At 70.9% G+C, this 25,405-nt stretch carries 16 protein-coding genes; 15 read left to right on the top strand and 1 reads right to left on the bottom strand.

Annotation, left to right across the window (positions count from 1 at the left end; translation table 11 throughout):
- The first annotated feature begins 5 nt into the window (after positions 1–5).
- Genes AC3A6Y_RS24000 through AC3A6Y_RS23980 form a run of 5 tightly spaced genes read left to right on the top strand, consistent with a single transcriptional unit; the run spans position 6 to position 11,556 of the window.
- Positions 6–371, top strand: coding sequence for a GPW/gp25 family protein (locus AC3A6Y_RS24000; RefSeq protein ID WP_487870750.1), 366 nt, complete (start codon positions 6–8; stop codon positions 369–371).
- Positions 368–2,848, top strand: a complete 2,481-nt coding sequence (locus tag AC3A6Y_RS23995) for a putative baseplate assembly protein (protein WP_487870749.1) — start codon at positions 368–370, stop codon at positions 2,846–2,848. Before AC3A6Y_RS24000 ends, AC3A6Y_RS23995 begins: the two co-directional genes overlap by 4 nt.
- Positions 2,845–5,805, top strand: coding sequence for a putative baseplate assembly protein (locus tag AC3A6Y_RS23990; protein WP_487870748.1), 2,961 nt, complete (start codon positions 2,845–2,847; stop codon positions 5,803–5,805). Before AC3A6Y_RS23995 ends, AC3A6Y_RS23990 begins: the two co-directional genes overlap by 4 nt.
- A complete protein-coding gene (locus tag AC3A6Y_RS23985) occupies positions 5,802–8,114 on the top strand; it encodes a hypothetical protein (RefSeq protein ID WP_487870747.1) in 2,313 nt (770 codons plus the stop codon). Before AC3A6Y_RS23990 ends, AC3A6Y_RS23985 begins: the two co-directional genes overlap by 4 nt.
- A gap of 10 nt (positions 8,115–8,124) precedes the next feature.
- Complete coding sequence (locus tag AC3A6Y_RS23980) at positions 8,125–11,556, top strand: DUF6519 domain-containing protein (protein WP_487870746.1); 3,432 nt, start codon at positions 8,125–8,127, stop codon at positions 11,554–11,556.
- 1 nt (position 11,557) lies between these two features.
- Here AC3A6Y_RS23980 and AC3A6Y_RS23975 read toward each other — a convergent pair whose 3' ends face one another.
- Complete coding sequence (locus tag AC3A6Y_RS23975; RefSeq protein ID WP_487870745.1) at positions 11,558–12,466, bottom strand: LysR family transcriptional regulator; 909 nt, start codon at positions 12,464–12,466, stop codon at positions 11,558–11,560.
- A gap of 131 nt (positions 12,467–12,597) precedes the next feature.
- On the opposite strand from AC3A6Y_RS23975, the gene AC3A6Y_RS23970 reads away from it, so the two are divergent.
- Genes AC3A6Y_RS23970 through AC3A6Y_RS23925 form a run of 10 tightly spaced genes read left to right on the top strand, consistent with a single transcriptional unit; the run spans position 12,598 to position 25,385 of the window.
- On the top strand, positions 12,598–13,782 hold the full coding sequence (locus AC3A6Y_RS23970; RefSeq protein WP_487870744.1) for a mandelate racemase/muconate lactonizing enzyme family protein: 1,185 nt from the start codon (positions 12,598–12,600) through the stop codon (positions 13,780–13,782).
- Between the two features lie 46 nt (positions 13,783–13,828).
- Complete coding sequence (locus tag AC3A6Y_RS23965) at positions 13,829–14,821, top strand: Bug family tripartite tricarboxylate transporter substrate binding protein (RefSeq protein ID WP_487870743.1); 993 nt, start codon at positions 13,829–13,831, stop codon at positions 14,819–14,821.
- Positions 14,822–14,843: 22 nt separating this feature from the next.
- Positions 14,844–16,298 carry an aldehyde dehydrogenase family protein gene (locus AC3A6Y_RS23960; RefSeq protein WP_487870742.1) on the top strand — a complete coding sequence of 485 codons (1,455 nt, stop codon included), beginning with the start codon at positions 14,844–14,846 and terminating at the stop codon, positions 16,296–16,298.
- Positions 16,299–16,354: 56 nt separating this feature from the next.
- Complete coding sequence (locus tag AC3A6Y_RS23955; protein ID WP_487870741.1) at positions 16,355–17,332, top strand: Bug family tripartite tricarboxylate transporter substrate binding protein; 978 nt, start codon at positions 16,355–16,357, stop codon at positions 17,330–17,332.
- A 10-nt stretch (positions 17,333–17,342) separates the two neighbouring features.
- A complete protein-coding gene (locus tag AC3A6Y_RS23950; protein ID WP_487870740.1) occupies positions 17,343–20,351 on the top strand; it encodes a xanthine dehydrogenase family protein molybdopterin-binding subunit in 3,009 nt (1,002 codons plus the stop codon).
- Positions 20,348–21,178, top strand: coding sequence for an FAD binding domain-containing protein (locus AC3A6Y_RS23945; protein WP_487870739.1), 831 nt, complete (start codon positions 20,348–20,350; stop codon positions 21,176–21,178). Before AC3A6Y_RS23950 ends, AC3A6Y_RS23945 begins: the two co-directional genes overlap by 4 nt.
- The gene (locus AC3A6Y_RS23940) at positions 21,175–21,702 is read left to right on the top strand and encodes a (2Fe-2S)-binding protein (RefSeq protein ID WP_487870738.1); all 528 of its coding nucleotides are present in this window, start codon (positions 21,175–21,177) and stop codon (positions 21,700–21,702) included. The genes AC3A6Y_RS23945 and AC3A6Y_RS23940 overlap by 4 nt, the downstream gene beginning before the upstream one ends.
- Before the next feature lies 1 nt (position 21,703).
- On the top strand, positions 21,704–23,284 hold the full coding sequence (locus tag AC3A6Y_RS23935) for an AMP-binding protein (RefSeq protein ID WP_487870737.1): 1,581 nt from the start codon (positions 21,704–21,706) through the stop codon (positions 23,282–23,284).
- A gap of 44 nt (positions 23,285–23,328) precedes the next feature.
- Positions 23,329–24,792, top strand: coding sequence for a UbiD family decarboxylase (locus AC3A6Y_RS23930; protein ID WP_487870736.1), 1,464 nt, complete (start codon positions 23,329–23,331; stop codon positions 24,790–24,792).
- On the top strand, positions 24,789–25,385 hold the full coding sequence (locus AC3A6Y_RS23925) for a UbiX family flavin prenyltransferase (RefSeq protein WP_487870735.1): 597 nt from the start codon (positions 24,789–24,791) through the stop codon (positions 25,383–25,385). Before AC3A6Y_RS23930 ends, AC3A6Y_RS23925 begins: the two co-directional genes overlap by 4 nt.
- Positions 25,386–25,405: the final 20 nt, after the last annotated feature.

The following is a 25,405-nucleotide window of genomic DNA, read 5'->3' as shown; positions in this document are numbered from 1 at the left end:
ACACCATGGACACCGACATCGGATTCCCCTTCCGCATCGACGGGCGCGGCCGCAGCGCGACGGTGTCGCGCGAGGCGCACCTGCGCGACCTGATCGAGCAGCTGCTGTTCACCGTGCCGGGCGAACGGGTGAACCGGCCCGACTTCGGCTGCGGCCTGATGCAGCTCGTCTTCGCGCCCAACAGCCCCGAGCTGGCGGCCACGGTGCAGGCGCTGGTGCATGGCTCGCTGCAGCAGTGGCTGGGGCACCTGATGCGCATCGACGAGGTGAGCGCCGAGAGCGAGGACGCGGCCCTGTCGGTGACGGTGCGCTACACGGTGCTGGAAACGCAGCAGACCGGCCAGGCGCAGTTCAGGCGGGAGATCACATGAACAGCCAATACCTCTGCAGCAACCCGGGACGCATCGGCGCCGTGCGGCAAGCCGCGCAGGCCGATCCGCCGCGGGCTTTCAACGGCATCGAATACCTGGAGGTGGTGCATGGCCAGCCGCGGCTGCTGCTGCATTTCGTGCACGCGCTGTCCCTCGCGCCGCCCGCGCCGCTGACCGCTGCCAACGTCGAGATCCGCGGCGGTGTGCGCGTGCGCGACCCGCAGGCCATCGGCGTGGCGGCCAGCGGCGACGTGCTGACGGTGGAGCTCGATGGCATCGGCGACTTCTCGCGCTACCAGCTGCGGCTGGTGGCCTCGGCCGGCTCCGACGCGCCGCCCGACGGCATCGACCCGGCGCTGGCGCAGATCGCCTTCGGCTTCAAGGTCGACTGCCCCAGCGACTTCGACTGCCGCGTGGAGGACGACTGCGCGCCGCTGCCGCAACGCGCACCCGACATCGACTACCTGGCGCGCGACTACCAGAGCTTCCGCCGATTGGTGCTGGACCGGCTGTCGGTGCTGATGCCGAACTGGAAGGAACGCAGCCCGGCCGACCTGATGGTCACGCTGTCCGAGGCACTGGCCTTCCGCGCCGACGAGATCGCCTACTTCCAGGACGCAGTCGCGACCGAGGCCTACCTGGGCACGGCGCGCCAGCGCGTGTCGGTGCGCCGGCATGCGCGTCTTTTGGACTATGCGGTGCACGAGGGCTGCAACGCGCGCACCTGGGTGGCCTTCGAGATCGCTGCCGCGGCCGACGGCCAGATGCTCGCCGCCTGCGACGGCGCGACCGGGCTGGACGGCACGCTGCTGCTGACGCGCGCACACGGCTCGCCCACGCGGCTCGGCTCGCCCGACAGCGCGCAGGCCCTGGTCGCGGCCGGCGCCCAGCCCTTCGAACTGCTGACGTCCCTGCAGCTCTACAGCGCGCACAACGACCTGCGCTTCTACACCTGGAGCGACGAGGCCTGCTGCCTGCCGCGCGGCGCCACGCGCGCCTTCCTGCGCGACGACGAGGCGAACCGCCTGCGCTTGCGCGTGGGTGACCTGCTGCTGCTGGAGGCGCGCGCCGGCACCACCAACGGCCTCGCGCAGGATGCCGACGCCCAGCAGCGCCACGTGGTCCGCCTCACGCACGTGGACCCCGAGGCCAGCCTCGGACGCACGCCTTCGCCCGTGCTGCGGCACGACCCGGTCACCGAGCAGCCGCTGGTCGAAGTGCAATGGCGGGCCGAGGACGCGCTGCCCTTCGACCTGTGCCTGTCCAAGGTCATCGCCGGCGTGCTGGTGCAGGACATGGCCGGCGCCTGCGCCAACATCGCGCTGGCCGATCACGGCTTCAGCGCGCCGCGCTTCGAGTTCCTGGTGCCGGTGCCCGGCGGCCGCGTGCCGCGCTTTCGCCTGGCCCAGCCCACGCTGCTGCCGTGGACGCGCCAGGCCCTGGTGCGCGATGCGGCCGGCCAGCCGCTGCTGGTGGATCCGGCCGCCAGCGCCACATCTGCGCTGCGGCGCGACCTGGCCGACACGCGCGAAGCGGTGCTGGTGACCAGCGATGGCGATCGCCGCCGCTGGAGTGCCCGGCGCGACCTGCTGCAAAGCGGCGCCGCTGCCGCCGAGTTCGTGGCCGAGACCGAGGCCGACGGCCAGGTGCTGCTGCGCTTCGGCGACGGCGTGAACGGGCTGCGCCCCGGCGCGGGCGAGGCCTTGTCGGCGCGCCTGCGCGTGGGCAACGGCAGCGCCGGCAACGTGGGTGCCGACGCGATCTCCCATGTGCTGTGCAACTTCGACGGCATCACGCGGGTGCGCAACCCGCTGCCGGCCGCCGGCGGCGTGGACCCGGTCACGCTGGCGCGCGCGCGCATGGACGCGCCGCAGGCCTTCCGGCGCCAGGAGCGCGCGGTGACGGTGCAGGACTATGCCGAGATCGCGATGCGCGACGGTCGCGTGCAGCGCGCGGTGGCCACGCGGCGCTGGACCGGCAGCTGGCACACCATGTTCATCACGGTGGACCGGCGCGGCGCCGAGGGCATGGACCCGGCCTTCGAGGAGAGTCTGACGGCCTTCATCGACCGCTACCGGCTGGCCGGGCACGACGTGGAGATCGACGCGCCGGCCTACGTGGCGCTGGACATCGCGCTGCACGTGTGCACCCGGCCGGGCTATTTCGCGGCCGACGTGCAGCGCCGGTTGCTGCGCGTGTTCGCCACCACTCCGGGCGGCTTCTTCCACCCGGACCGCTTCAGCTTCGGCGAGCCGGTCTACCTGAGCGCCGTGGTCGCCGCCGCGATGGCGGTGCAAGGGGTCTCGCATGTGAATCCGCTGCGCTTCCAGCGCCTGGGCCGGCAAGCTGGTGGCGAGATCGACGCTGGCCGCATTGCGATGGCGCGGCTGGAGATCGCGCGGCTGGACAACGACCCCAACGCGCCGGAGCACGGTCGCATCCAGTTCGAGGTGCATGCGGCGGAGGAAATGAAATGAGCAGCGACGACACCCCACTGGACGGCTGCCACTGCTGCGAGGGCCAGGCCGAGCCCGGCGTGATCCACAACGCGTCCGGCCTGTCCGCGCTGTCTTGGCGCATCGACACCCATCCCGGTTTCTACCAGCGCATGCTGGCTCGGCTGCCGCTGTGGCATGTGCCCGGCGTGCCTGGAAGTGCGCCGCGGCCGCTCGCCGCCCTGCGCACCCGCGAGCCCGATGACGCGGCCGTCGCGCTGGTGGACGCGTCCGCCTGCGTGGCCGATGTGCTGACCTTCTACCAGGAACGCATCGCCAACGAGGGCTTCCTGCGCACTGCCACCGAACGCCGCTCCGTGCTGGAGCTGGCGCGCGCCGTCGGCTACGAACTGCGGCCTGGCGTGGCCGCCAGCGTGCACCTGGTCTTCACCGTCGAGGACGCCGCCGGCGCCCCGGGCCTGTGCACCATCGCCGCCGGCGCGCCGGTGCAAAGCGTGCCGCCGCAGGGCAAGCTGCCGCAGGTCTTCGAGACCGGCGAGCCCATCGTCGCGCGCGCCGAATGGAATGCGCTGCGTCCGCGCCAGACGCGCCCGGCGGACCTGGCCCTGCTCGACGTGGCCGGCACGCGACGACTGGTCATGCTCCATCCCGAAGGCAGCCTGGCCGGCGAGACCGTCGGCCTGCACCCGGCCCTGAGCAGCGGCAGCCTGTACCGGCTGGACCCGGGGCTGGCCGTGGAGCCCACGGTCGATGCACTCGACGTCGCGCGCATCTACCTCTCCGACCAGGCCAGCGGCATCCAGTCCGGCGAGCTGCTGCTCTTCGTCGGCAAGAACGGCAGCCAGTTGCGCCACCTGGTGCTGCGCGCGCTGGAGGTGGAGGACGAGCCCGCGCTGCGCCGCGTGCGCATCGAACTGGAGCCCTTGCCCGACCCGGTGACGCCGGCAGCGCCGCCGCTGCTGCACTGGGCGGTGCCGATCCTGTCATTCTCCTTCGGCGGCTACGCGCAGGCACAGATCGAGAGCGTGCCTTTCACCAGCAGCGCGCTCGGCAGCACCATCGCCAGCCAGAGCTGGAAGGAGAACGAGCTGCAGGCCATGATCGCGATCCAGGGCTGGAGCAGCCTGCAGCTGGTGCAGGCCATCACGGCCAGCGTGAAGCCCCCGTCCAGGCCGGTGGCGCCCGAGGCCGGCACCTTCAGCTTCTCGCAGCGGCTGGGCTTCTTCGGCCACAACGCGCCCAAGTGGGGCTCGCTGCCCGCCACCAACACCAAGGAGCCGGTCTACCCGAGCGGCTGGGATGACGGCGACCCGCTCTCCGGCGGCGGCTCGCTGGGCGCAAGCCGCAACATCTGGACCGACTCGCAGGGCAACAGCAACCTGGCCAGCACGGTGCTACCGCCCTGCCATGCGCTGCTGGAGCGCCCGGTACCCAAGCTCGCGCCCGGCAGCTGGATGGTCTTCGACGCGCCCAGCGAGAAGGCCACCGCCTATGCCCTGTTCGATGCCCGCGAAGTCTCGCGCGCCGACTATGGCCTGTCGGCGCGCGCGACGGCGCTTCGCCTGGCCGATGGCAGCGGCCAGCCCCGAAGCACTGCGCCTTCGGAGGCCTTCCTGTTCCGCGACACCACGGCCCATGTCGCCAGCCGGCGCCAACCGATGGCCGAGCTGCCGATCGAGTCGCCGGTGGAAGCGGGCAGCAAGCGCATCGAGCTGTCGACCATGGTGCTGGGGCTGGCGCACGGCCAGCCGCTCGCCTTCGTCGGCCCGCGGCACGACCTGCCCGGCGTGGAAGCGGCCGAAATCGCCTTGCTCGACGAGGTGGAACATGGCGGCGGCCGCAGCATGCTGGTGCTGCAGCAGCCGCTGACGTACAGCTACCGGCGCGAGGACCTGCAGATCCACGCCAACGTGGTTCGTGCCACGCATGGCGAGAGCGTGCAGGAGGTGCTGGGCAACGGCGACGCGAAAGAACCGTTCCAGCGCTTCATGCTTCGCAAGCCGCCGACCACGCACTTGACGGCGGCCTCGGCCAGCGGCGTGAAGAGCACGCTGGAGCTGCGCGTCAACGGCCTGCTGTGGACCGAGCGGCCTTCCCTCCACGGCGCCGCGCCGGACGAGCATGTCTACGCCACGCGCATCGACAACGAGGCGCGCATGGAGGTCCTGTTCGGCGACGGCCGCAGCGGCGCGCGCCTGCCCAGCGGCCAGATGAACGTGCAGGCGCGCTACCGCAGCGGCATCGGCCCCGACGGCGAAGTCGCGGCGCGTACGCTGACCATGCTGCGCGCCATGCCGCTGGGCCTGCGCGGCGTGAGCAACCCGCTGCCGGCCAGCGGCGCCCAGGGGCCCGAGCAACTTCATGATGCGCGCCGCAACGCGCCGCTGACCTTGCTGGCCTTCGAGCGCGTGGTCTCGCTGTCGGACTACCAGGACTTCGCACGCGCCTTTCCCGGCATCGGCAAGGCGCGCGCCGACCTGGCCTGGGTCGACGGCAGCTCGCGCGTGCTGCTGTCGGTGGCCGGCGCCACCGGCGGCGCGGCCGGCGCCGAGGTCATGGACAACCTGCGCCAGGCCATCGCCGACCTGTCCGATCCGTCGCAGCCCTTCGTGCTGGGCGCCTCGGTGCTGCGCTACTTCCGTTGCACGGCGCGTGTTGCGATCGATCCGCGCCACGAAGCCGACACCGTGCTCGCAGCTTGCAGGACGAAGCTGCAACGGGCCTTCGGCTTCGATGCGCGCGACCTCGCGCAGTCGGTCACGGCGGCCGAACTGCTCGCACTGCTGCACCAGGTGCCGGGCGTGGTGGCGGTGGATCTTGACGTGCTGCAACCGTATGGCGAACCCGCGGCCGCCGGCAACATGCAGGTCGTGCCGGCGTTTGGCGGGCGCTGGGATGGCGCGGCCAAGGCGATGAAACCAGCCGAGCTCATGCTGCTGAACCCCGCGGCACTCGAACTGGTGGAGGCCACGCCATGAGTCTGCTCACCCCCGAACGGCTCTACCAGCTGCTGCCGGTCATCCACCGCCTGCGCGATGGCGAGCAGGGCGCGCCGCTGCGCGCGCTGCTGGCCGTGATCGAAAGCGAGCTCGAGGCGGTGGAGGCCGACACCGCGCGCCTGTACGACAACTGGTTCATCGAGACCTGCGACGAATGGACCGTGCCCTACATCGGCGACCTGCTGGGCGCGCGGCCGATCCGGCCGGTGCCCTCGGCGGGCGTCAGCACCCGCGCCTGGGTCGCCAACACCATCGCCTACCGCCGGCGCAAGGGCACGGCGCTGGTGCTGGAGCAACTGGCGCGCGACGTCACCGGCTGGCCCGCTGCGGCCGTGGAATTCTTCCAGCGCCTGGGCACCACCCAGCACATGAACCATGTGCGCATGCGGCCCACCGCCACGGCCTGCGTGCGCGACGCCGAGACCGCCGAGCTGGCCCAGGCCTCGGCCGGCGCCTTCGATCCCTTCGCCCACACGCTGGAGGTGCGCAACGCAGACACGCGCGGCGGGCGCTTCAACATCCCCAACGTCGGCCTGTACCTGTGGCGCCTGCGCTCGCAGCACCTGGGCCTCGGCGCGCCCGGCGCCGCTGCCGACATGACCAGCGCCGACTTCATCAGCGCGCGCCTGCACGCCGAGGGCTTTTGGCACATGCATCCGGCCGGCGTGGACGCGCCGCTCTTCAACCGCCCGCGCACCGAGACCGGCGGCAGTGCCATCACCCAGGCCGCGCGCGAGGAACACGCCAGCGCGCCGCTGCGCGAACTGGCACTGCATGCCGAACTGGAACGGTTGCGCGCAGGACAGGCCGAACCGGCGGCGCGCTTCATGACCGAGCGCGATCCGGTGCTGCGCTGCTTCGTGCAACTGGCCGGCGAGACCCTGCCCGTGGAGGTGCCGCGAGAGGACATCTGCATCTGCGAGATCCCCGACACCGTTGAACTGGCGATTCCCACGCCCCGCGCGCTGGCACTGGACCTGCGGCGCGGCCGCATCGGCTTTCCGGCCGCGCTCGAGGTGGAGCGCGTCTGGCTGCACGCGGCCCACGGCAGCGTCGCCGACATCGGCGGTGGCCCCTACGAGCGCAGCGCGGCCCTGCGCGCGGCGAACCGCGCGGCCGATGGCAGCACGGCCGACCAGGACGTTGGCGGCTTCTTCGACTCCGAGGTCTGGCAGGTGGGCGTGTCGCACCTGCTGCCCGACGATGGAAGCGGCATCTTGTTCCCCACGCTGCGCGAGGCCGTCGACGCCTGGAACACGCAGCCGGCCGGGCGCACCGGCGTCATCGTGGTGATGGACAGCCTGTCGGAGATCGACACCGCGGCCGCGCTGGAGATCGAGATCCCCGAGGCCTCGCAACTGCTGGTGGTGGCCGGCCGGTGGCCGCTGCAGCCCATCCCCGGCGCACCGCCCGGCAGCGTGGAGCGCGTGCCCGGCCGCTTCGAGGCCCGGCAGGTGCGCGCGCATTGGGAAGGCCGGCTGCAGGTGCGCGGCACGGCCGATACCGACGCAGCGAACCCCGGCTCGCTGTTCCTCCACGGCCTGCTGCTGCAGGGGCCGCTGCAGGCCTCCGGCCACCTGGGGCAAATGGAACTGGCGCATTGCACGCTGCTGCCGGAGACGGTGCTGGGCGCGCAACACCTGACGGTCGGCGCCGACAGCCCGCGCCTGCAATTGCGGCTGCTGCAAAGCCTTTGCGCGCCGGTCGCCGTGGCCGGCCCGGTGCGCGGCGTGGAGGTGACCGACAGCATCGTCGGCCTCGGCCTCGCCGACGGCGCGGCAACGGCCGCGCTGGACGCGCCCGAGGCCGCGCTGGACCTGCAACGCGCCAGCTTCTTCGGCGCCGTCAACGCGCTGTCGCTCGATGCCAGCGACTGCATCTTCGACGCGCCGGTGCTGGCCGAGCGGCGCCAAATCGGCTGCGTGCGCTTTTGCTATGTGCCGCCGGCCTCGCAGGTGCCGCGGCGCTACCGCTGCCAGCCGCAACTCGAGACCGAAGTCCGCCTCGCCGCCCTGCCCGCCACCGCCACGGCGGCCGACAAGGACGCCGTGCGCGCCGAGGTCGAGGCCACGGTGCGGCCGCTGTTTGTCTCGCGCCGCTATGGCGACCCGGCACTGGCCCAGCTGGAGCAGCGCTGCGCCATGCAGATCCGCGCCGGTGCGGCCAGCGGCGCCGAGATGGGCGCCTACGAACACCTGCAGCAACCGCAGCGCGAGGCCAACCTGCGCGACGCGCTCGCCGAATACCTGCGCCTGGGCCTGGCCGCCAGCGTGCATTTCGCCAATTGAGGGGGACAACATGAAAGCCGATCTCTCGCGCGAGACCTTCGAGCCCGACGCGCACTACACCGCCGTGCGCATGCAGCAAGGCCGCGTGATCACGGATGCGGATTTCAACGAGCAGGGCGACATCACGCGCCACCGCGCCGAGCGGCTGGCCGAGGATGCGATCGGTGTCAGCGGCGCGCCGGCCGGGAACGCCGGCTTCGCGCTGTCGGCCGGCATGGGCGCGCTGGCGGTGCACGCGGCTGATGCCAACAGCGTCTGGATCGCCGGCGAGGATGGCGCGCTGCTGGTCAGCACCAACGGCGGTGCGGCCTGGACCCTCGCCAGCACCGGCAGTACGCGGCACCTGCGCGCCATCGCACGCGCCGCCAACACCGGCTGGGCCGTGGGCGACGGGGGCACCGTGCTGCGCACCAACAACGCGGGCAGCAGTTGGACCGCGCAGAACGCCGGCAGCCTGCAGGCGCTGCGCGGCGCGGCGGTGTTCGATGCACAGCACGCCTGGGCCGTGGGCGACGGCGGCCTGGTGCTGCGCACCGTGGACGGCGGCGCCAATTGGACGCGTCACGCCGGCGGCGTGGGCCGGCTGTACGCCGTGGCCTTCGCCAGCGCGCAGGACGGCCTGGCCGTGGGGCCGGGCGGCGCCATCGTGCGTACGACCGACGGCGGCGCGGCCTGGAGCCGCGTGGACAGCGGCAGCACCGCCACGCTGCGCGCGGTGTCGCTGACCGGCGGCCAGGCCTGGGCGGTAGGCGATGGCGGCACCGTGCTGCGCAGCAACGACGGCGGCGCCACCTGGACGGCCACCACCAGCGGCAGCACCGCCAGGCTGCGCGCGGTGCGTTTTCGCGACGCCAACAACGGCTGGATCGCCGGTGACGACGGCACGCTGCTGGCCACGACCAACGGCGGCAACACCTGGAGCACGCAGCCCGTGGCCGGAAGCCCGGCGCTGGCCGGGCTGTCGGTGGCCGGCACCGAGGCGCCCTGGCTGGTCGGTGGCGGCCAGGCCTGGCGCGTGGCCGCCACCGGCGCCGGCGCGCCCGCGGCGCTGCCGGCGGCCAGCCTGCGCATCGGCGCGGGCCGGTATTACGCGCAGGGCCAGCTGTGCGAATGGGAGCAGGCCGCATCGCTGGCCAACCAGCCCGACGGCGGCGTGCCTCTTCGGCTCGCGGCTGGCACGCACCTCATCTACCTGCGCGCCTGGCAACGCCATGTGAGCGCGCTGGAGGCCCCCGGCATCCGCGAGGTGGCGCTGGGCGGGCCCGACACGGCCACGCGCGCACAGCAGGTGGCCCAGGTGCGCACGCTGGCGCTTCCGGCCGCGCCTGGCAATGCCGCCTGGCACTGCGGCGCCGACGTGGCCGCCTGGACCGCTCTGACCGCGCCGCCGGCCGCCCGCCTGGCGGCCCGCGCCGAACCCGAGCTCGCCGCGACCGGCGTCTGCGAGATCGCCGCCAGCGCAGGCTACCGCCGGCTGGAGAATCAGCTCTACCGCGTGGAAATCCACGCCGTGGACCCGAGCGGCGCAGCCAGGTTCAAGTGGTCGCGCGAGAACGGTTCGGTCGCCTACGCGGTGCAGGAAGTCAGCATCGACACCGCCGCCAACCGCACCACGGTGCGTCTGGCCGCGCGCGGCCGCGACGCCAACCTGGACCTGGCCCTGCACGACCGCGTGGAACTGGTCGACGACGAGGCCGAGCTGCAGGGCCGCGCCGGCCAGCTCTTCGAGTACCTGCACGATGGCAACGATGCGCTGGAACTGGTGCTGGCCGGCGTGCCCGCCGGCACGCTGGGCCAGGACCCGGCGCGCCATCCGGTGCTGCGGCGCTGGGACCACACGCCGGCCGCGGTCGGCGAGAACGCGCTGGCGGTGGAGGAAGGCGACTGGACCACGCTGGAGGACGGCGTGCAGATCCGCTTTGCGCCCGGCGGCAGCTACCGCCCGGGCGACTACTGGCAGATCCCGGCGCGCACCGTCACGGCCGACGTGGAATGGCCGCGCGACGGCGACGGCGAACCCGTTGCCGAGCCTCCGGCCGGGGTGCGCGACGGCTGGGCCCGCCTGGGTTTGGTGACGGTGGATGCCAACGGCCTGGTCACGGCCATCTCCGACTGCCGCGACCTCTTCCCGCCGCTCACCAGCATGACGCAACTGCTCTATGTGGGTGGCGACGGCCAGGACACCACGCCCGGCGGCGCGTTGCCCGAGCCGCTGCGCGTGCGCGTGATGCGCGGCGCACTGCCGGTGCCCGGCGCGCGCGTGCGCTTCACCGTGGAGGTCGGCGCCGGCAGCGTGGGCAGCCCACCGGCCAACACCTTCGACGCGAGCTGCAGCGCCCAGGGGCTGGCCGAATGCCCATGGCAGCTGGGCACGCCGCAGCACCAGCGCGTGCGCGCGCATCTGCTGACCAGCGGCGGCAGCCCCGTGTCCGAGCAGGTGCTGGTGTTCGCGGCCACGGCCACGACACCGACCACCGGCGATGGGGGTGGCGGCTGCGAGATCACGATCGGCGAGGGGGGCAACTTTCCTGAATTGAATAGCGAACTGCTGGAGAAGCTGCTGGCTGCGCGCCCCTCGCTGTGCATCTGCTTCCTGCCGGGCCAGCACCGCCTGGAGGCCGGCCTGCAGCTGGATGCGGCCAGCACGCGACCTGCGCGGCGCCTGTCGCTGCACGGCTGCGGGCCTACGGCGGTGATCGCGGCTGCCGGCCCGATCGCCCTGGCCGGCCTGGCCGCGCTGGAACTGCGCGACCTGCAGCTGACGCTGAGCGGCCGAGCGCTCATCGCGCTGAAAAACAACGCCCAGGTCGAACTCGACGGCGTGCACGTGGCCGGCAGGAACGACAGCCAGCTGCCCTGGCTGGCCGTGGGCAACGCGCGCATGCTGCGCATGCGCGGTTGCACGCTGCCGGCGGCGACACGAGCAGTGGCTGTGTTCCAGGAGATCACCAGCGTCTGCGAAATCACGCACTGCCAGTTCGCGGGCGACGTGGCGTTCTACGGCATCCCCGACCCCGAAGTGCCGCGCGAAGCGTTGCTGCGCGCGCTGCAGCCCGGCGATTTCGAGGTCCAACCCGGCACCGGCCAACTGGTCTTCGCGCACAACCTGGTTACGCGACTGGCGCTAGGCGCGGAAACCGTCAAGCTGCTGACCGTCAGACAGGCACGGGGCTTGTTCCAGACCGTGGTGCTGACGGGCAACACCTTTACGGCCGACATGGTGGTTTGCGCCGGCACCTTCATGAGCGTCACCGGCAACCACTTCACCGCCGGCGAAACGCGCGCCAGCTCCTACGGCATGATGGTCGCGCGCCGCGCCGCCGCGAGCGGCAACGTTGGCGAGCTGTTCGGCGACCACGCGACGCTGTGGTTCCTTGTCACGAAGGGCGAATTCCGCGGCGCGGCAAACATGGTGTTCACGATTCCGCAGTCGGTCTCGTAGCTCACTGATCGGCGCGCTCGTGTCCCAACCCTCGGACGTGCTTGACGAGGACTGCAACAAAAGCCGATGCCGCTGGACCCAGCGGGCGCCTTGGATGCGTCACACAGACGATCTGGCGCGCGAGCTGCGGAGCAGTCAAAGCATGGCCACGCAATGACGCATGCTCAAGTGGCCTCCGAACGGCCACGCGCGGGAGCACCGTGCAGAAATCGCTCTGATGCACCAGGTTGAGGATGGCGCTGATCGAGTCGATCTCGACGCTTGGGGCCAACACCACATTTTCGGCTTGACCAAAGCTCTCGATGATGCCGCGCAGGCCATGCTGACGGGTAGGCAATACGAGTTTGAGATGTGCCAGTTGACTGAAGACGACGGTGTCGGGCAAGGCCGCGTGCAGCGGCCCGGTGACGAGCAGCAGATCTTCTTCGGCGATCAGCTCGGAGTTGAGCGCCAGCGATCGCCGCGGCTTGTTGATGATCGCCGCGTCGAGTTGACCGACCGACACCGCATCGGTCAGCGTGCCGCTGAAGCCGTCGGTCAGTGAAAGCTCCACTTTCGGATGCAGTGCCGAGAACTCGAGCAGGGCATCGACCAGCACACCCTGCGCGATGGTCACGATCATGCCCACGCGCACTTGGCCGCTCAACTCAGCGCTGGTCTGCATGACCTGTTCGCGCGCGCGCGAAAAATCACCCAGCACGGGCAGGAACAGGCGGTACATGCGCCGCCCGTCACTGGTTGGCTGCATGCCCTGCGGCGTTCGCACGAACAGCTGCTGCCCGATCTCTTCCTCGAGCTTGGCGATCTGCATGCTGAGCGCCGGTTGGACGATGTTGAGCCGCCGCGCCGCGCGCGTCACCGAGCCTTCTTCGTAGAGGCAGACGAAATACTGGATCTGGCGAAATTCCATGGATACCCCGCGGCGGCTTCATCAGCATAACTGATTGAGTACATCATTTAATATTAATTGACCTGATGCCGGGCGATTTCTAGACTTCCCCCAAGACGGCCACCACTGCGCCGCTTCCCGGAGACAGTCCTATGCCCTCATCGTCCGTGTCGACCGCAACGCCTGCCGCGACCGGCTCCGCCATCGCCGACATCCAGGCCTGGGCCACTTCATTTCCAGTTCCGGCCGGGCACAGCGTGCGCCTGGGTGTGGGCCGCACGCTCAAGCGCGACGCGGTGGTCGTCAAGGTAACGACCGAGGATGGGCTGGTGGGCTGGGGCGAGTCGCACCACGGCCGAGCGCATTCGAGCGTCGCGCACTTCGTCACCCATGCGCTCAGGCCGATGGTGCGGGGTATGGACGCGACCGACGTCCACGGGGTCTGGCAGCGCATCTATTCGCGCCAGCTGGCGAGCCACGGCATCGGCGCCGGCTGCGCCATCGCCATGAGCGGCATCGACATGGCGCTGTGGGACATCCGCGGCAAGGCCACCGGCTGGCCGCTCTACAAGCTGCTGGGCGGCGCTTCGAAGCCGATCCCCGCCTATGCGGGCGGCGTGGCGCTGGGCTGGCAAGACCCGTCGGCACTGGTCGACGAAGCTTCGGCCCACGTGCAGGCCGGCTACAAGGCGGTGAAGCTGCGGCTGGGCGAGACGGTGGAACGCGACGTGGCGCGCGTGGCCGCGGTGCGCAAGGCCTTCGGCGAAGACATCGAGATCCTGACGGACGTGAACGCCGCCTACACCCTGGCCGATGCGCGGCGCGCCATGCCGCAGCTGGACGCGCTGAACGTGGGCTGGCTCGAAGAACCCTTCCCCGCACACGACTACCGCAGCTACGAGCTGGCGCGCGCATTTGGCCGCGTGCCCTTCGCCGCCGGAGAGAACCACTACACGCGCTTCGAGTTCAACCGCCTGGTCGACGACCGCGTGGTGTCGATCCTGCAGCCCGACCTGTCGAAGACCGGCGGCATCAGCGAGACGATGCGCATCGCGGCGCTCGCCTCGGCGCACAAGCTGCCGATCCATCCGCACTCGTCGATGACGGGCATCAACATGGCCGCGACGCTGCACGTGCTCGCTGCCATCGAGGGCAACGGCTACTTCGAGGCCGACGTATCGCGCGGCAACCTGTTCCGTGACGAGCTGGTCGCCACGCCCTTCGCGATCGGCGCCGACGGCTGCGTGCGTCCTTCCGACGCGCCCGGCATCGGCGTGGAGGTCGACGAAGCCTTCCTCGACGCGCACCCCGCCATCGAAGGCCCGGCCTACGCCTGACGCCCGCATTCGCTTCGCCACACAACAACTTCCGGAGACAAGACTCATGCAGACATTCCAGCGCCGCCGAGCGCTCCTGGCGACCGCCGTCGGCACCGCCCTCGCGCTCGCCTTCGTTGCCGGTGCGGCACGGGCGCAGGACAGCTACCCCATCAAGCCGATCCGCATCGTCGTGCCTTACCCCGCAGGCGGCTTCAACGACACGCTCGGCCGGCTCGTCGCGACCAAGCTGTCGGTCGCATGGAAGCAGCCCGTGATCGTCGACAACAAGCCCGGCGGCGGCACGGTGATCGGAACGCAGGCCGCCGCCACCGCACCGGCCGACGGCTACACGCTGCTGGTGGTGCAGTTCCCGTTCGCGGCCAACCCATGGCTCTACAAGTCGCTGCCCTACGACAGCGCCAAGGCTTTCGCGCCGGTGGTGCTGGCGGGTCGCTCGCCGATGCTCATCGTGTCGCATGCAGCTGGCCCGCTGCGAACGCTCGGCGACGTGCTTGCCGCGGCCAAGGCGAAACCGGGCGCGCTCAACTACGGCTCGTCCGGCGCCGGCTCTTCCAACCATCTGGCGATGGCATTGTTCGAGAGCGTTTCCGGCACACGCATGACGCAGGTTCCCTACAAGGGCAGTACGCCGTTGCTGACCGATCTGGCCGGTGGGCAGGTCGACCTGGCTGTCGACCTCCTGCCGCACGCCCTTCCCTTCATCCAATCCGGCAAGGTGCGTGCGCTGGCCATCGCGAGCACCGAGCGCTCGCCACTGATGCCAGAGTTGCCAACGGCAGCCGAAGCAGGCGTGCCAGGCTACGAAGTGACCTCCTGGCACGGCTTCGTGGTGCCGGCCGGCACGCCGCAGCCGGTGATCGACAAGCTCAACCGCGAGCTGAACACGATCCTCGCAATGGATGACGTCAAGAAGGTGTTCGCGCAGCAGGGCGTGGTGCCTGACGGCGGCACGCCCGCGCAGTTCCAACGCTTCATCGACTCGCAAATGACGCTGTGGAAGAAGGTCGTGCAAGACGGCCGCATCACCGCCGAATGACGCGCCCACCTTGCCCGCACCCATGAACGACCTCCAAGCCCTCAACCTCATCCACGGCGAGTGGCAGCCGGCGCAATCCGGCAGCTGGGGCACTCGCCGCAACCCGGCAGACGGCGCCGCGCTGGGCCGCTACGCGGCATCCGGCCGCGCGGATGCGGACGCCGCCATCGCTGCCGCGCGCCGCGCCTTCGATCAGCCAGGCTGGGCACAGAATCCGCGCCTGCGGCAGATGGTCATGCTGCGCTGGGCCGACCGGATTGAAGCCCGCGCGGAAGAATTGGCACGCCTGCTCACGCTGGAGAACGGCAAGGTCATTGCGCAGTCGCGCGGCGAAATCGGTGCAGCCGTTTCCGAGATCCGCTACTACGCAGGCCTGGCGCGCTATATGCCGGGTCATGTTTTCGAGGTGGAGCCGGGCGCCTTCTCCACGCTGCTGAAAGAGCCCGCCGGGGTGGTCGGCATCATCGTGCCGTGGAACGCGCCGGCGGTGCTGCTGATCCGATCGCTCACGCCCGCGCTCGCGGCCGGCTGCGCGACGGTCGTCAAGCCGGCGCCGCAGACAGCGCTCATCACCGCCGCGCTCATCGCCGAGCTGCACGCCGCCCCGGGCCTGCCGCCTGGGGTGGTGAACCTCGTGAGCGAAGACGGCCACGAGGTCGCCGCGCGCCTGGTCGAATCGGCCGAGGTTGACGTCATCAGCTTCACCGGCTCCAACGCGACGGGCCAACGCATCATGGCCGCGGCGGCGCCGACGATGAAGAAGCTGTCGCTCGAGCTCGGCGGCAAGTCCGCCTGCCTCGTCTTCGATGACACCGACGTGCAGGCGGTGGCGCCGGCGCTCGCGGCGGCGGCCACCATCATCAGCGGCCAGCAGTGCACCGCCGCGCGCCGGGTGCTGGTGCACGCGAAGCACTACGACGCGATGAAGCTGGCGCTCGCGGCCGCGCTGCAGTCGCTCAAGGTCGCCCCTGGCATGGCCGAGGGCGCGCACATCGGCCCGATGATCGACGAGACTTCCGCGCGCAGCGTCGGCCAACGCATCGACGAGGCCGTGGCTGCGGCCGACGAGGTGCTGCTGCGCGGCGGCCGAGGCACCGGCACGCTCGCGGGCGGCGCCTTCCTCACGCCCACACTGGTCGCGCACCGCGACACCAGCGCCTTCTTCGTGCAGGAGGAGATCTTCGGGCCGCTGCTGGTCATCGAGCGCTTCGAGGACGAAGCCGAGGCCGTGGCGCGCGCCAACCATTCGGAGTTCGGCCTGTCGGCCAGCGTGTGGACGCGCGACGGCGCGCGCGCCCTGCGCGTGGCCCGCGCGCTACGCAACGGTACGGTCTGGATCAACGACCACAACAAGCTCTTCGCCGAGGCCGAAACCGGGGGCTACCGCCGCAGCGGCCTGGGCCGCTTGCACGGCTACGACGCGCTGATCGACTTCCAGGAGATCAAGCACATCTATCAACAGGTCGGCTCGGTCTGAGTCGCCGCGATACCCACGCCGCCCACGCCCGCATCGACATCAAGAACGGAGACACCATGCACAAGAAGACCTTCCTCCACTGCCTCGCCGCCGCCGCACTGGCGCTCGCGCTGCCTGCGGTGCAGGCCCAGCCCGGCAGCTACCCCGACAAGCCCATCCGCATCATCGTGCCGTACACCCCCGGCGGCTTCAACGACACGATGGCGCGCGTGTTCGCGCGCAAGCTGCAGGACGCATGGGGCCAACCCACCGTGGTCGACAACAGGCCGGGAGCCGGCACCGTGCTCGGCACCGATGCCGGCGCCAAGGCCGCGCCCGACGGCAACACCCTGGTGGTGGTCGGCTTCCCGCTGGTGGTGAATCAATACATCTACCCCAAGCTCCCCTACGACACCAAGAAGGACTTCGCGCCGATCATCCTTGGAGGCCAAACGCCCAACTTGTTGCTGGTGCGCGCCGACTCGCCCATCAAGTCGATGGCCGACCTGATTGCCAACGCCAAGGCGAATCCCGGCAAGCTGAACTACGCCTCGGCCGGCAACGGCACCTCGCTGCACCTCGCGATGGAGTACTTCAAGAGCGTGACCGGCACCGACATGAACCAGATTCCCTACAAGGGCAGCGCACCGATGGTGACCGACCTGCTCGGGGGCCAGGTCGACGTCATGTTCGACAACCTGCCCAATGCCCTGCCCCACGTGAAGGCCGGCAAGATGCGCGCGCTGGCCGTGACGACTCCCAAGCGCCTGGCGGCGGTGCCCGATGTCCCCACGGTGGCCGAGCAGGGCTATCCCGGTTTCGAGGTCGCGGTGTGGTACGGCCTGGCTGCGCCCAAGGGCACGCCCAAGCCGATCCTGGACAAGCTCAATGCCGAGCTGCAGAAGGCCCTCGAGTCGGACGACGTGAAGGCCATCTTCGCGGCGCAGGGCGTCGAGGTGCTGGGCGGCTCGGTGGCGGACTTCAACAAGTTCTTCACGGCGCAGGATGCCAAGTGGGCGCCCGTGATCCAGAAGGCCGGCATCAAGGCCGAGTGATCCAATGCTGATGAGCGTGCCTCCCGTCACCGACGTGCCCGCGCGTCCCCATGTCGGCCGACCAGCCCAGCGTGTCGAAGACCGCGCCCTGCTCACCGGCCGGGGCCGCTACGGCGACGATGCGCCCGTGCGCAGCGACACGCTGCATGCCGCGGTGCTGCGCTCGCCGCATGCGCATGCCCGGCTGCTGGCGGTGCGCACCGCGCGGGCCGAAGCCATGCCCGGCGTGCGCGCGGTGCTCACGGGCGCCGACGTGCAGCGCTGGTCCAAGCCCTTCATCGTCGGCGTCAAGCAGCCGATGGAACTGTGGGCGCTGGCCGTGGACAAGGTGCGCTATGCCGGAGAGCCGGTCGCGGTGGTGGTGGCCGAGAGCCGCTACCTCGCCGAGGACGCGCTGGAGTTGCTGGAGGCCGACTACGAACAGCTCCCCGCCGTCGTCGACATCGAGTCGGCCGCCGCCGACGGCGCACCCGTGCTGCACGAGCGCGTGGGCAGCAACGTGGTGAGCGACCGTTCTTTCTGCTACGGCGACCCGGAGGCGGCCTTCGCCGCCGCGCCTCACCGCGTGGCGCTCAGCGTGCACTACCCGCGCAACTCCTGCACGCCGATCGAAACCGCGGTGGTCATCGCCGAGTTCGTGTCGGAGCAGGACGGCTACGACATCCAGTCCAACTTCATGGGCCCCTTCTCGCTGCACACGGTGATGGCGATGGCCCTCAAGGTGTCCGGCAACCGGTTGCGGCATCGCACCTTCGCCGACTCGGGCGGCAGCTTCGGCGTCAAGCAGGCGGTGATGGCACCGGCCGTGCTGATGTGCCTGGCCGCACGCAAGGCCGGCGCGCCGGTGAAGTGGGTCGAGGACCGGCTCGAGCACCTGACCGCGGCCACCTCCGCCACGGGCCGGCTGTGCCATGCCGAGGCCGCGGTGGAGGCGGACGGGCGCATCACCGCGCTGTCGCTCGACCAGTTCGACGACTGCGGCGGCTACCTGCGCGCGCCCGAGCCGGCGACCTTCTATCGCATGCACGGCTGCCTGACCGGCGCCTACGCCATCGAGCACCTGCGCGTGCGCAACCGGGTGGTGCTGACCAACAAGACGCCGAGCGGCCTGGTGCGCGGCTTCGGCGGACCGCAGGTGTACTTCGCGCTCGAACGCCTGGTGCAGCGCATCGCGGTCGAGCTGGGCCTCGACCCGCTCGACGTGTACCGGCGCAACTTCATCGCGCGCGATGCCTTCCCCTACCGCGCAGCCGCCGGCGCGCTCATCGACTCCGGCGACTACCAGACTGCCCTCGATATGGCCGTGCGCGACGGCGGCCTGGCCGAGCTGCGCCGGCGGCAGGAAGCGGCACGCGCAGAAGGCAGGCTCTACGGCATCGGCTTCGCGGCCATCGTCGAACCGTCGGTGTCGAACATGGGCTACATCACGACCGTGATGCCGCGCGAGCAGCGCGCCAAGGCGGGCCCGAAGAACGGCGCCATCGCTGCCGCCACCGTGGGCATCGATCCGCTGGGCGGCCTCACCGCGGTGATCGCCTCGTCGCCCGCCGGCCAAGGCCATCGCACGGTGTGCGCGCAGGTGGTGGCCGATGTGTTCGGCGTCGAGCCGGCCGATGTGTCGGTCAACGTCGAGTTCGACACGCAGAAGGATGCCTGGTCGGTGGCAGCCGGCAACTACTCGAGCCGCTTCGCCGGCGCCGTGGCCGGCACCTTGCACCTCGCGTGCACGCGTCTGCGCGACAAGCTGGCGAGCATCGCGGCCGCACTGCTCGACTGCGAGCCGGACGATGTGGTGTTCGCCGGCGGCAAGGTCTTCCCGAGGGGCGCGCCGGAGCGCGGCTTGGCCTTCTCGCGTTTCGCCGCCAGTCCGCACTGGGCGCCAGGCTTGCTGCCAGCGGGCACTGACCCCGGCTTGCGCGAGACGGCGTTCTGGACGCCGCCGCAACTCACGGCGCCCGACGACGAGGACCGCGTCAACACCTCGGCCGCCTACGGCTTCGCGTTCGACATCTGTGCAGTGGAAGTCGACCGCGACACCGGCCGCGTGCACATCGACCGCTACGTCACCACCCACGACGCCGGTACCCTGCTCAACCCGGCGCTGGCCGATGGCCAGATCCGCGGCGCCTTCGCGCAGGGGCTGGGCGCGGCGCTGATGGAGGAGTTGCGCTACGGCGCCGACGGCAGCTTCCAGTCGGGCACCTTCGCCGACTACCTGGTGCCGACCACCTGCGAGGTGCCCGACCCCGTGATCCTGCACCTGGAAACGCCCAGCCCCTTCACGCCGCTGGGCGCCAAGGGCCTCGGCGAAGGCAACAACATGAGCACGCCGCCCTGCATCGCCAACGCGGTGGCCGACGCGCTGGGGCGCGCCGACATCGTGCTGCCGCTCACGCCCTCGCGCGTGATGCATCTGCTGGGCATGGACGACCCAGCGCCCTCCGCAGGCAGCGTGGCCGCAGCCATGCCGACGTCGGAACCCCCTGCGAACCTGAAAGGGGGCAAGGGCAAGGCGCTTTCGGCGCGGGGCGAGATCCTGCTGCCCGCCACGCCCGAGGCGGTGTTCGCGGTGCTGCTCGACCCGGTCGCGCTGGCCCGCGTCATCCCCGGCTGCAACGCGCTGGAGTCGGTCGGGCCGAACCGCTATCGCGCCGACGTGACGGTAGGTGTGGGCATGATCAAGGCACGCTACGCGGCAGAGATCGCGCTCAGCGAAATCGAGGCGCCGCAGCGCCTGCGGCTCGCGGGCTCGGGCCTGTCGAGCGTGGGCGCGGCCAAGGGCAGCGGCCTGGTGTCGCTGGCACCCAAGGACGGCGGCACGCTGCTGCGCTACGACTACGAGGCCGAGGTCTCGGGCAAGGTCGCTGCGGTCGGCGGGCGCATGCTCGAGGGCGCGGCCAAGATCGTGCTCAAGCAGCTGTTCGAGCAGCTCGGCAGGCAGGCCGGCGGCCAGGGGACGGCGGCGGTGGCCGATCCATGGTGGCGTCGCCTGCTGCGCATGTTCGGAGGCGCAAAGTGAAGCCCGCAGCCTTCGGCTACGTGCGCGCCGAATCGGCAGACGAGGCCGTGCAGCAGCTGCGTGAGCTGGGTGCCGATGCGCGCATCCTCGCCGGCGGCCAGTCGCTGATGGCCGTGCTCAACATGCGCCTGGCCCAGCCCAGCGCGCTGATCGACATCTCGCGCACCGCCGACCTCGACTACGTGCGCGCCGACGGCGGCATGCTCGCGGTCGGCGCGGCGGCCACGCAGGGCAGCGTCGAGTGGCGCAAGTCGCTCGCGCAGGAGGTCCCGCTGCTGGCGCAGGCCTTCCCCTTCATCTCGCACTTCCAGATCCGCAACCGCGGCACGGTCTGCGGCTCGGTCGCGCATGCCGACCCGAGCGCGGAAATTCCGCTGGTGCTGCTGGCGCTCGGCGGCGAAGTCGTGCTGCGCAGCGCCTCGAAGCGCCGCACGCTGCCGGCCGCAGATTTCTTCCAGGGCATGCTAATGACGGCGCGCGCACCGGACGAGCTGCTGGCCGAGGTGCGCTTCCCGCTGGCCGCCGCGGGCCAGCGCAGCGCATTCACCGAGTTCTCGGCGCGGCACGGCGATTTCGCCATCGTGTCGGCCGCGGCCACGGCCGATGCGCGCGGGCTGCGCCTGGCCGTGGGCGGCGTGGCCGACCGGCCGCGCCTCGCGCAATGGCCCGCCGGCCTGCGCGGCGCCGACCTCGACGGCGCCCTCAACGACTTCGCCTGGGAACTGGAGGCGCAGGACGACGTGCACGCCAGCGCCACCTTCCGTCGTCACCTGGTGCGCAGGCTCGGCGCGCAGGTGCTCGCCCGGGTCATGGAGAACCGCTCATGAAACAGATCGGCCGCGACAGCCTGCACACGGTGCAGCTGCAACTCAACGGCACCGCGCGCAGCGCGCCCTGCACGCCGCGCATGCTGCTGTCGGACTTCCTGCGCGAGGGCCTGGGCGCCACCGGCACGCATGTGGGCTGCGAGCACGGCGTGTGCGGCGCCTGCACGGTGCAGATCGACGGCATCGCCGGCCGATCGTGCATGACGCTCGCGGTGCAGGCCGAAGGCCGCCACGTCGCCACGGTCGAAGGCTTGTGCGATGCCGACGGCCCGCTCTCGGACCTGCAGGAGGCCTTCAAGCGCCACCATGCGCTGCAGTGCGGCTTCTGCACCGCCGGCATCCTGATGTCCTGCGACGACTACCTGCGCCGCCGCCCCGACCCCAGCGAGGCCGAGGTGCGCGACATGCTCTCCGGCCACCTCTGCCGCTGCACCGGCTACACGCCCATCGTCCAGGCGGTGCTCGAGACGGCCGCCCTGCGCCGCACCGCCGCCGGCTTCCAACCTCTCCCTCTGAAGAACTGACATGCTCGACCTCGCAACCACATTCCTTCAAAGCGTGGAGCGCAGTCCCCACGCGCTTGCGCTGGTGGACGACGGCGTGCGCCTGACCTATGCACAGTGGCGAAACCAGGTGGCGCGCGCCGCCGCCGGCCTGCGCAAGCTCGGCCTGGCGCGCGGCGACCGGCTGCTTTCGGTGCTGCAGAACCGCCACGAGGCGGCGACGCTCCACTGGGCCTGCCAGTTCGTCGGCGTGGTGATCGTGCCGCTCAACTGGCGCGCCAAGCCGGAGGAGATCGACTACTGCCTGGCCGACGCGGGCGCCAAGGCCCTCGTCTTCGAAGCCGCGAGCGAAGCGGCCACGCAGTACAGCACCGGCGCGCGCGCCGTGCCGCGCATCGGCGTGGGCGCGTTGGAAAACGACGACGCGACGCTGACCTGGAGCGACCTGCTGGAGGTCGAGGCCGCCCAGCTCGAATCGGCGGCCGAGGCGGACGACGTGTCCTTGATGCTCTACACCTCCGGCACCACCGGCAAGCCCAAGGGCGTGCCGAGGCGCCATCGCCAGGAGCGCGCGGCCGCACTGGCGCACGTGGCGCAGAACCTCTATCGCCGCGGCGAACGCACGCTCGGCGTGATGCCGCTCTACCACACGATGGGCGTGCGCTCGCTGCTCGCCATGGCGCTGGTGGACGGCACCTTCGTCTGCCTGCCGCGCTTCGACACGCGGGCCGCGCTGGCGCTGATCGCGCGCGAGCGCATCACCTGCCTCTACCTGGTGCCGACGCTCTATCACGACATGCTGACGCAACGGCAGCGCGCCGGCGGCGGCGACGGCCCGGGCGAGGACATCGCGTCGGTCACCAAGCTGGGCTTCGCCGGTGCGCCGATGCACGACGCGCTGCTGCAGCGCCTGACGCGCGCCTTCCGGCCCGAGCTCTTCGTGAACCACTACGGCTCGTCGGAGATCTACACCGTCTCGATCGACCAGGATGCGGTGAAGAAACCCGGCAGCGCGGGCCGCGCCGGGCTCAACACGCGGCTGCGCATCGTGCGGCTCGACGCGGCCGGCGCGGACGACCGCGTCGGCCCCAACGAGGAAGGCGAGATCATCGCGGACCTGCGCGGCGACGAGGCCTTCGAGGGCTACTGGAACCGGCCCGACGCCAACGCCCGCGCGCTGCGCAACGGCTGGTATCACACCGGCGACATCGGCTACTTCGACGACGACGGCGACCTCTATGTCACCGGCCGCGTCGACGACATGATCATCAGCGGTGGCGAGAACATCTCGCCCGTCGACATCGAGTCGGTCATCTCGCTGTGCCCCGGCGTCGGCGAAGTCGCGGTGGCCGGCCTCTCGGACGAGCGCTGGGGCCAGCGCGTGGTGGCCTTCGTCACACGCAGCAGCGAAGAGGCCGGGCTCGACGCCCAGACGCTCGACGCGCACTGCCGCAGTTCCGACCTGCCCAACTTCAAGCGTCCGCGCGAATACGTTTTCGTCGCGGAGATCCCCAAGTCGCCGGTCGGAAAGATCCTGCGGCGCAAGCTCGTCGCCGGCGAATACGAAGCGCTCGGCAGCCATCCCGATACCCCGGCGGCCTGAGCGCCGCCGCCTCGCCACACCTTTCCCCAGGCCGGAGAACCGCCATGACCAACTCCACGACGTCCACATCCCAGGGCGCGCCCTTCACCGATCTGCGCCGCTGGCTCGCCCACCTGAGCGACAGCGGCCGCGTCGCGGTCATGCGCGAAGACACGCCGCTGCAGCACACGCTGGCCGCCATTGCCAAGCGCCTCGACGGCCGGCAGGCCGCCTACTTTCCCAAGCCGGGCGGCCACCCGGTACCGGTGGTGTCCGGCTTCATGTCGCGTCGGGCCTGGATCGCCGAGGCGATGGGCGTGCCGGAGTCCGAACTGCTGCAGCGCTTCCGCGATGCGGCGGAGCGTCCGCTGCGCTGGCAGGAAGTGGCCAAGGGCGAGGCGCCCTGCCAGCAGGTGGTGCATCGCGACCGCGACGTGCGCGAGGTGCTGCCGGTGCCCACGCACAGCGAGCACGACAACGGCCCCTACATCACGGCCGGCCTGGTGATCGCCCGCAACCCGGCGACCGGGGTGCAGAACGTGTCGATCAACCGTATTCAGGTCCACTCCAGGGAGCGCATGGCGATCCTGATGCTGCCGCGCCACCTGTGGACCTTCTACAAGGCGGCCGAGGCGCGCAATGAGGCGCTGGAAGTCGCGGTCGTGATCGGCATCGACCCGCTCACGCTGCTGGCTTCGCAGGCCATCGCGCCGATCGATTGCGACGAACTGGAGATCGCGGGTGCGCTGCACGGCACGCCGCTGCGCGTGACGAAGTGCCTAACGAACGATGTGCGTGTGCCGGCCGACAGCGAGATCGTGATCGAGGGCCGCATCCTGCCGGGCGTGAAGGAGGCCGAAGGCCCCTTCGGCGAATTCCCCAAGTACTACAGCGCGCGCGAACACCGCGAGGTGATCCAGGTCGATGCCATCACGCACCGGAGCGACCCCATCTACCACACCATCGTGCCGGCCGAGATGGAGCACCTGCTGCTCGGATCGATCCCGCGCGAGGCCACGCTGCTGGCGCACCTGCAGCGCAGCTTCCCGAACGTGCTCGACGTGCACCTGGCCATCGGCGGCGTCGGCCGCTACCACCTCTACGTGAAGATCCGCAAGACGCACGAGGGCCAGCCGAAGAACGTGATCTGCGCCGCCTTCGGCGCGCACTACGACATCAAGCAGGTGATCGTGGTCGACGATGACGTGCAGGTGCACGAGCCGCAGCAGGTCGAGTGGGCCGTCGCCACGCGCTTCCAGGCCGACCGCGACCTGGTCGTGATCCACGGTGCGCAGGGTTCGGTGCTCGACCCCTCGACCACCATCGGCCAGGACTTCGGCGACGGCGTCGCACCGCCGCCGCACCTGCAGGGCCTGAGCGCCAAGATGGGCCTGGACGCCACCAGGCCGGTGGTCTACCACGAGCATGTCTTCACCAAGGTGCGCGTGCCGGGCGAGGACGAGGTTGACCTCGCGGCGGTGATCGACACGGCCGCGCACGTGGACTTCGCCGCCGGAGCCGTGCGATGAGCCAGAAAATGCGCCTCATCGTCGCCATCACCGGCGCGAGCGGCACCATCTACGGCGTGCGCCTGCTGCAGCTGCTGCGCGCCATGCCCGATTGGGAGACGCACCTGATCATGTCTTCGTCGGGCGCGCTGACCGCCTCGCAGGAAATCGACATGAAGCGCGCCGACATCGAGGCCTTGGCCGACGTGGTGCACAACGTGAAGGACATCGGCGCGGCCGTCTCCAGCGGCTCCTTCCGCACCGCCGGCATGGTGATCGCGCCCTGCTCCATGAAGACGCTGGCCAGCGTGGCGCACGGGCTGGCCGACAACCTGATCAGCCGCGCCGCCGACGTGATCCTGAAGGAGCGCCGCCGCCTCGTGCTGATGGCGCGCGAGACGCCCTTCAACCTTGCGCACCTGCGCAACATGACGGCCGTCACCGAGATGGGCGGCATCGTGTTTCCCCCGGTGCCCGCCTTCTACGCGCGGCCTGACTCCATCGAAGCCATGGTCGACCACACGGTCGGCCGCGTGCTCGACCTGTTCGACATCGAGCACCACGACCTCGTGCGCCGCTGGGAAGGGCTGCAGCGCCCGACCTTCGGCACCTGAGGCCACCCCTCTTTCATCCA

This window comes from Variovorax sp. Soil_C_17 (assembly GCF_057657265.1).
The sequence above is the reverse complement of the archived record's forward strand: the minus strand, read 5'-3'. Positions and strand labels throughout refer to the sequence as shown.

What these genes read in the sequence shown, in the direction of transcription:
- AC3A6Y_RS23950 (WP_487870740.1), top strand. Translation starts at nt 17,343, where the DNA reads ATGAGCGTGCCTCCCGTCACCGACGTGCCCGCGCGTCCCCATGTCGGC.
- AC3A6Y_RS23975 (WP_487870745.1), bottom strand. Translation starts at nt 12,466, where the DNA reads ATGGAATTTCGCCAGATCCAGTATTTCGTCTGCCTCTACGAAGAAGGC.
- AC3A6Y_RS24000 (WP_487870750.1), top strand. Translation starts at nt 6, where the DNA reads ATGGACACCGACATCGGATTCCCCTTCCGCATCGACGGGCGCGGCCGC.
- AC3A6Y_RS23965 (WP_487870743.1), top strand. Translation starts at nt 13,829, where the DNA reads ATGCAGACATTCCAGCGCCGCCGAGCGCTCCTGGCGACCGCCGTCGGC.
- AC3A6Y_RS23985 (WP_487870747.1), top strand. Translation starts at nt 5,802, where the DNA reads ATGAGTCTGCTCACCCCCGAACGGCTCTACCAGCTGCTGCCGGTCATC.
- AC3A6Y_RS23955 (WP_487870741.1), top strand. Translation starts at nt 16,355, where the DNA reads ATGCACAAGAAGACCTTCCTCCACTGCCTCGCCGCCGCCGCACTGGCG.
- AC3A6Y_RS23935 (WP_487870737.1), top strand. Translation starts at nt 21,704, where the DNA reads ATGCTCGACCTCGCAACCACATTCCTTCAAAGCGTGGAGCGCAGTCCC.
- AC3A6Y_RS23930 (WP_487870736.1), top strand. Translation starts at nt 23,329, where the DNA reads ATGACCAACTCCACGACGTCCACATCCCAGGGCGCGCCCTTCACCGAT.
- AC3A6Y_RS23970 (WP_487870744.1), top strand. Translation starts at nt 12,598, where the DNA reads ATGCCCTCATCGTCCGTGTCGACCGCAACGCCTGCCGCGACCGGCTCC.
- AC3A6Y_RS23990 (WP_487870748.1), top strand. Translation starts at nt 2,845, where the DNA reads ATGAGCAGCGACGACACCCCACTGGACGGCTGCCACTGCTGCGAGGGC.
- AC3A6Y_RS23980 (WP_487870746.1), top strand. Translation starts at nt 8,125, where the DNA reads ATGAAAGCCGATCTCTCGCGCGAGACCTTCGAGCCCGACGCGCACTAC.
- AC3A6Y_RS23940 (WP_487870738.1), top strand. Translation starts at nt 21,175, where the DNA reads ATGAAACAGATCGGCCGCGACAGCCTGCACACGGTGCAGCTGCAACTC.
- AC3A6Y_RS23995 (WP_487870749.1), top strand. Translation starts at nt 368, where the DNA reads ATGAACAGCCAATACCTCTGCAGCAACCCGGGACGCATCGGCGCCGTG.
- AC3A6Y_RS23960 (WP_487870742.1), top strand. Translation starts at nt 14,844, where the DNA reads ATGAACGACCTCCAAGCCCTCAACCTCATCCACGGCGAGTGGCAGCCG.
- AC3A6Y_RS23925 (WP_487870735.1), top strand. Translation starts at nt 24,789, where the DNA reads ATGAGCCAGAAAATGCGCCTCATCGTCGCCATCACCGGCGCGAGCGGC.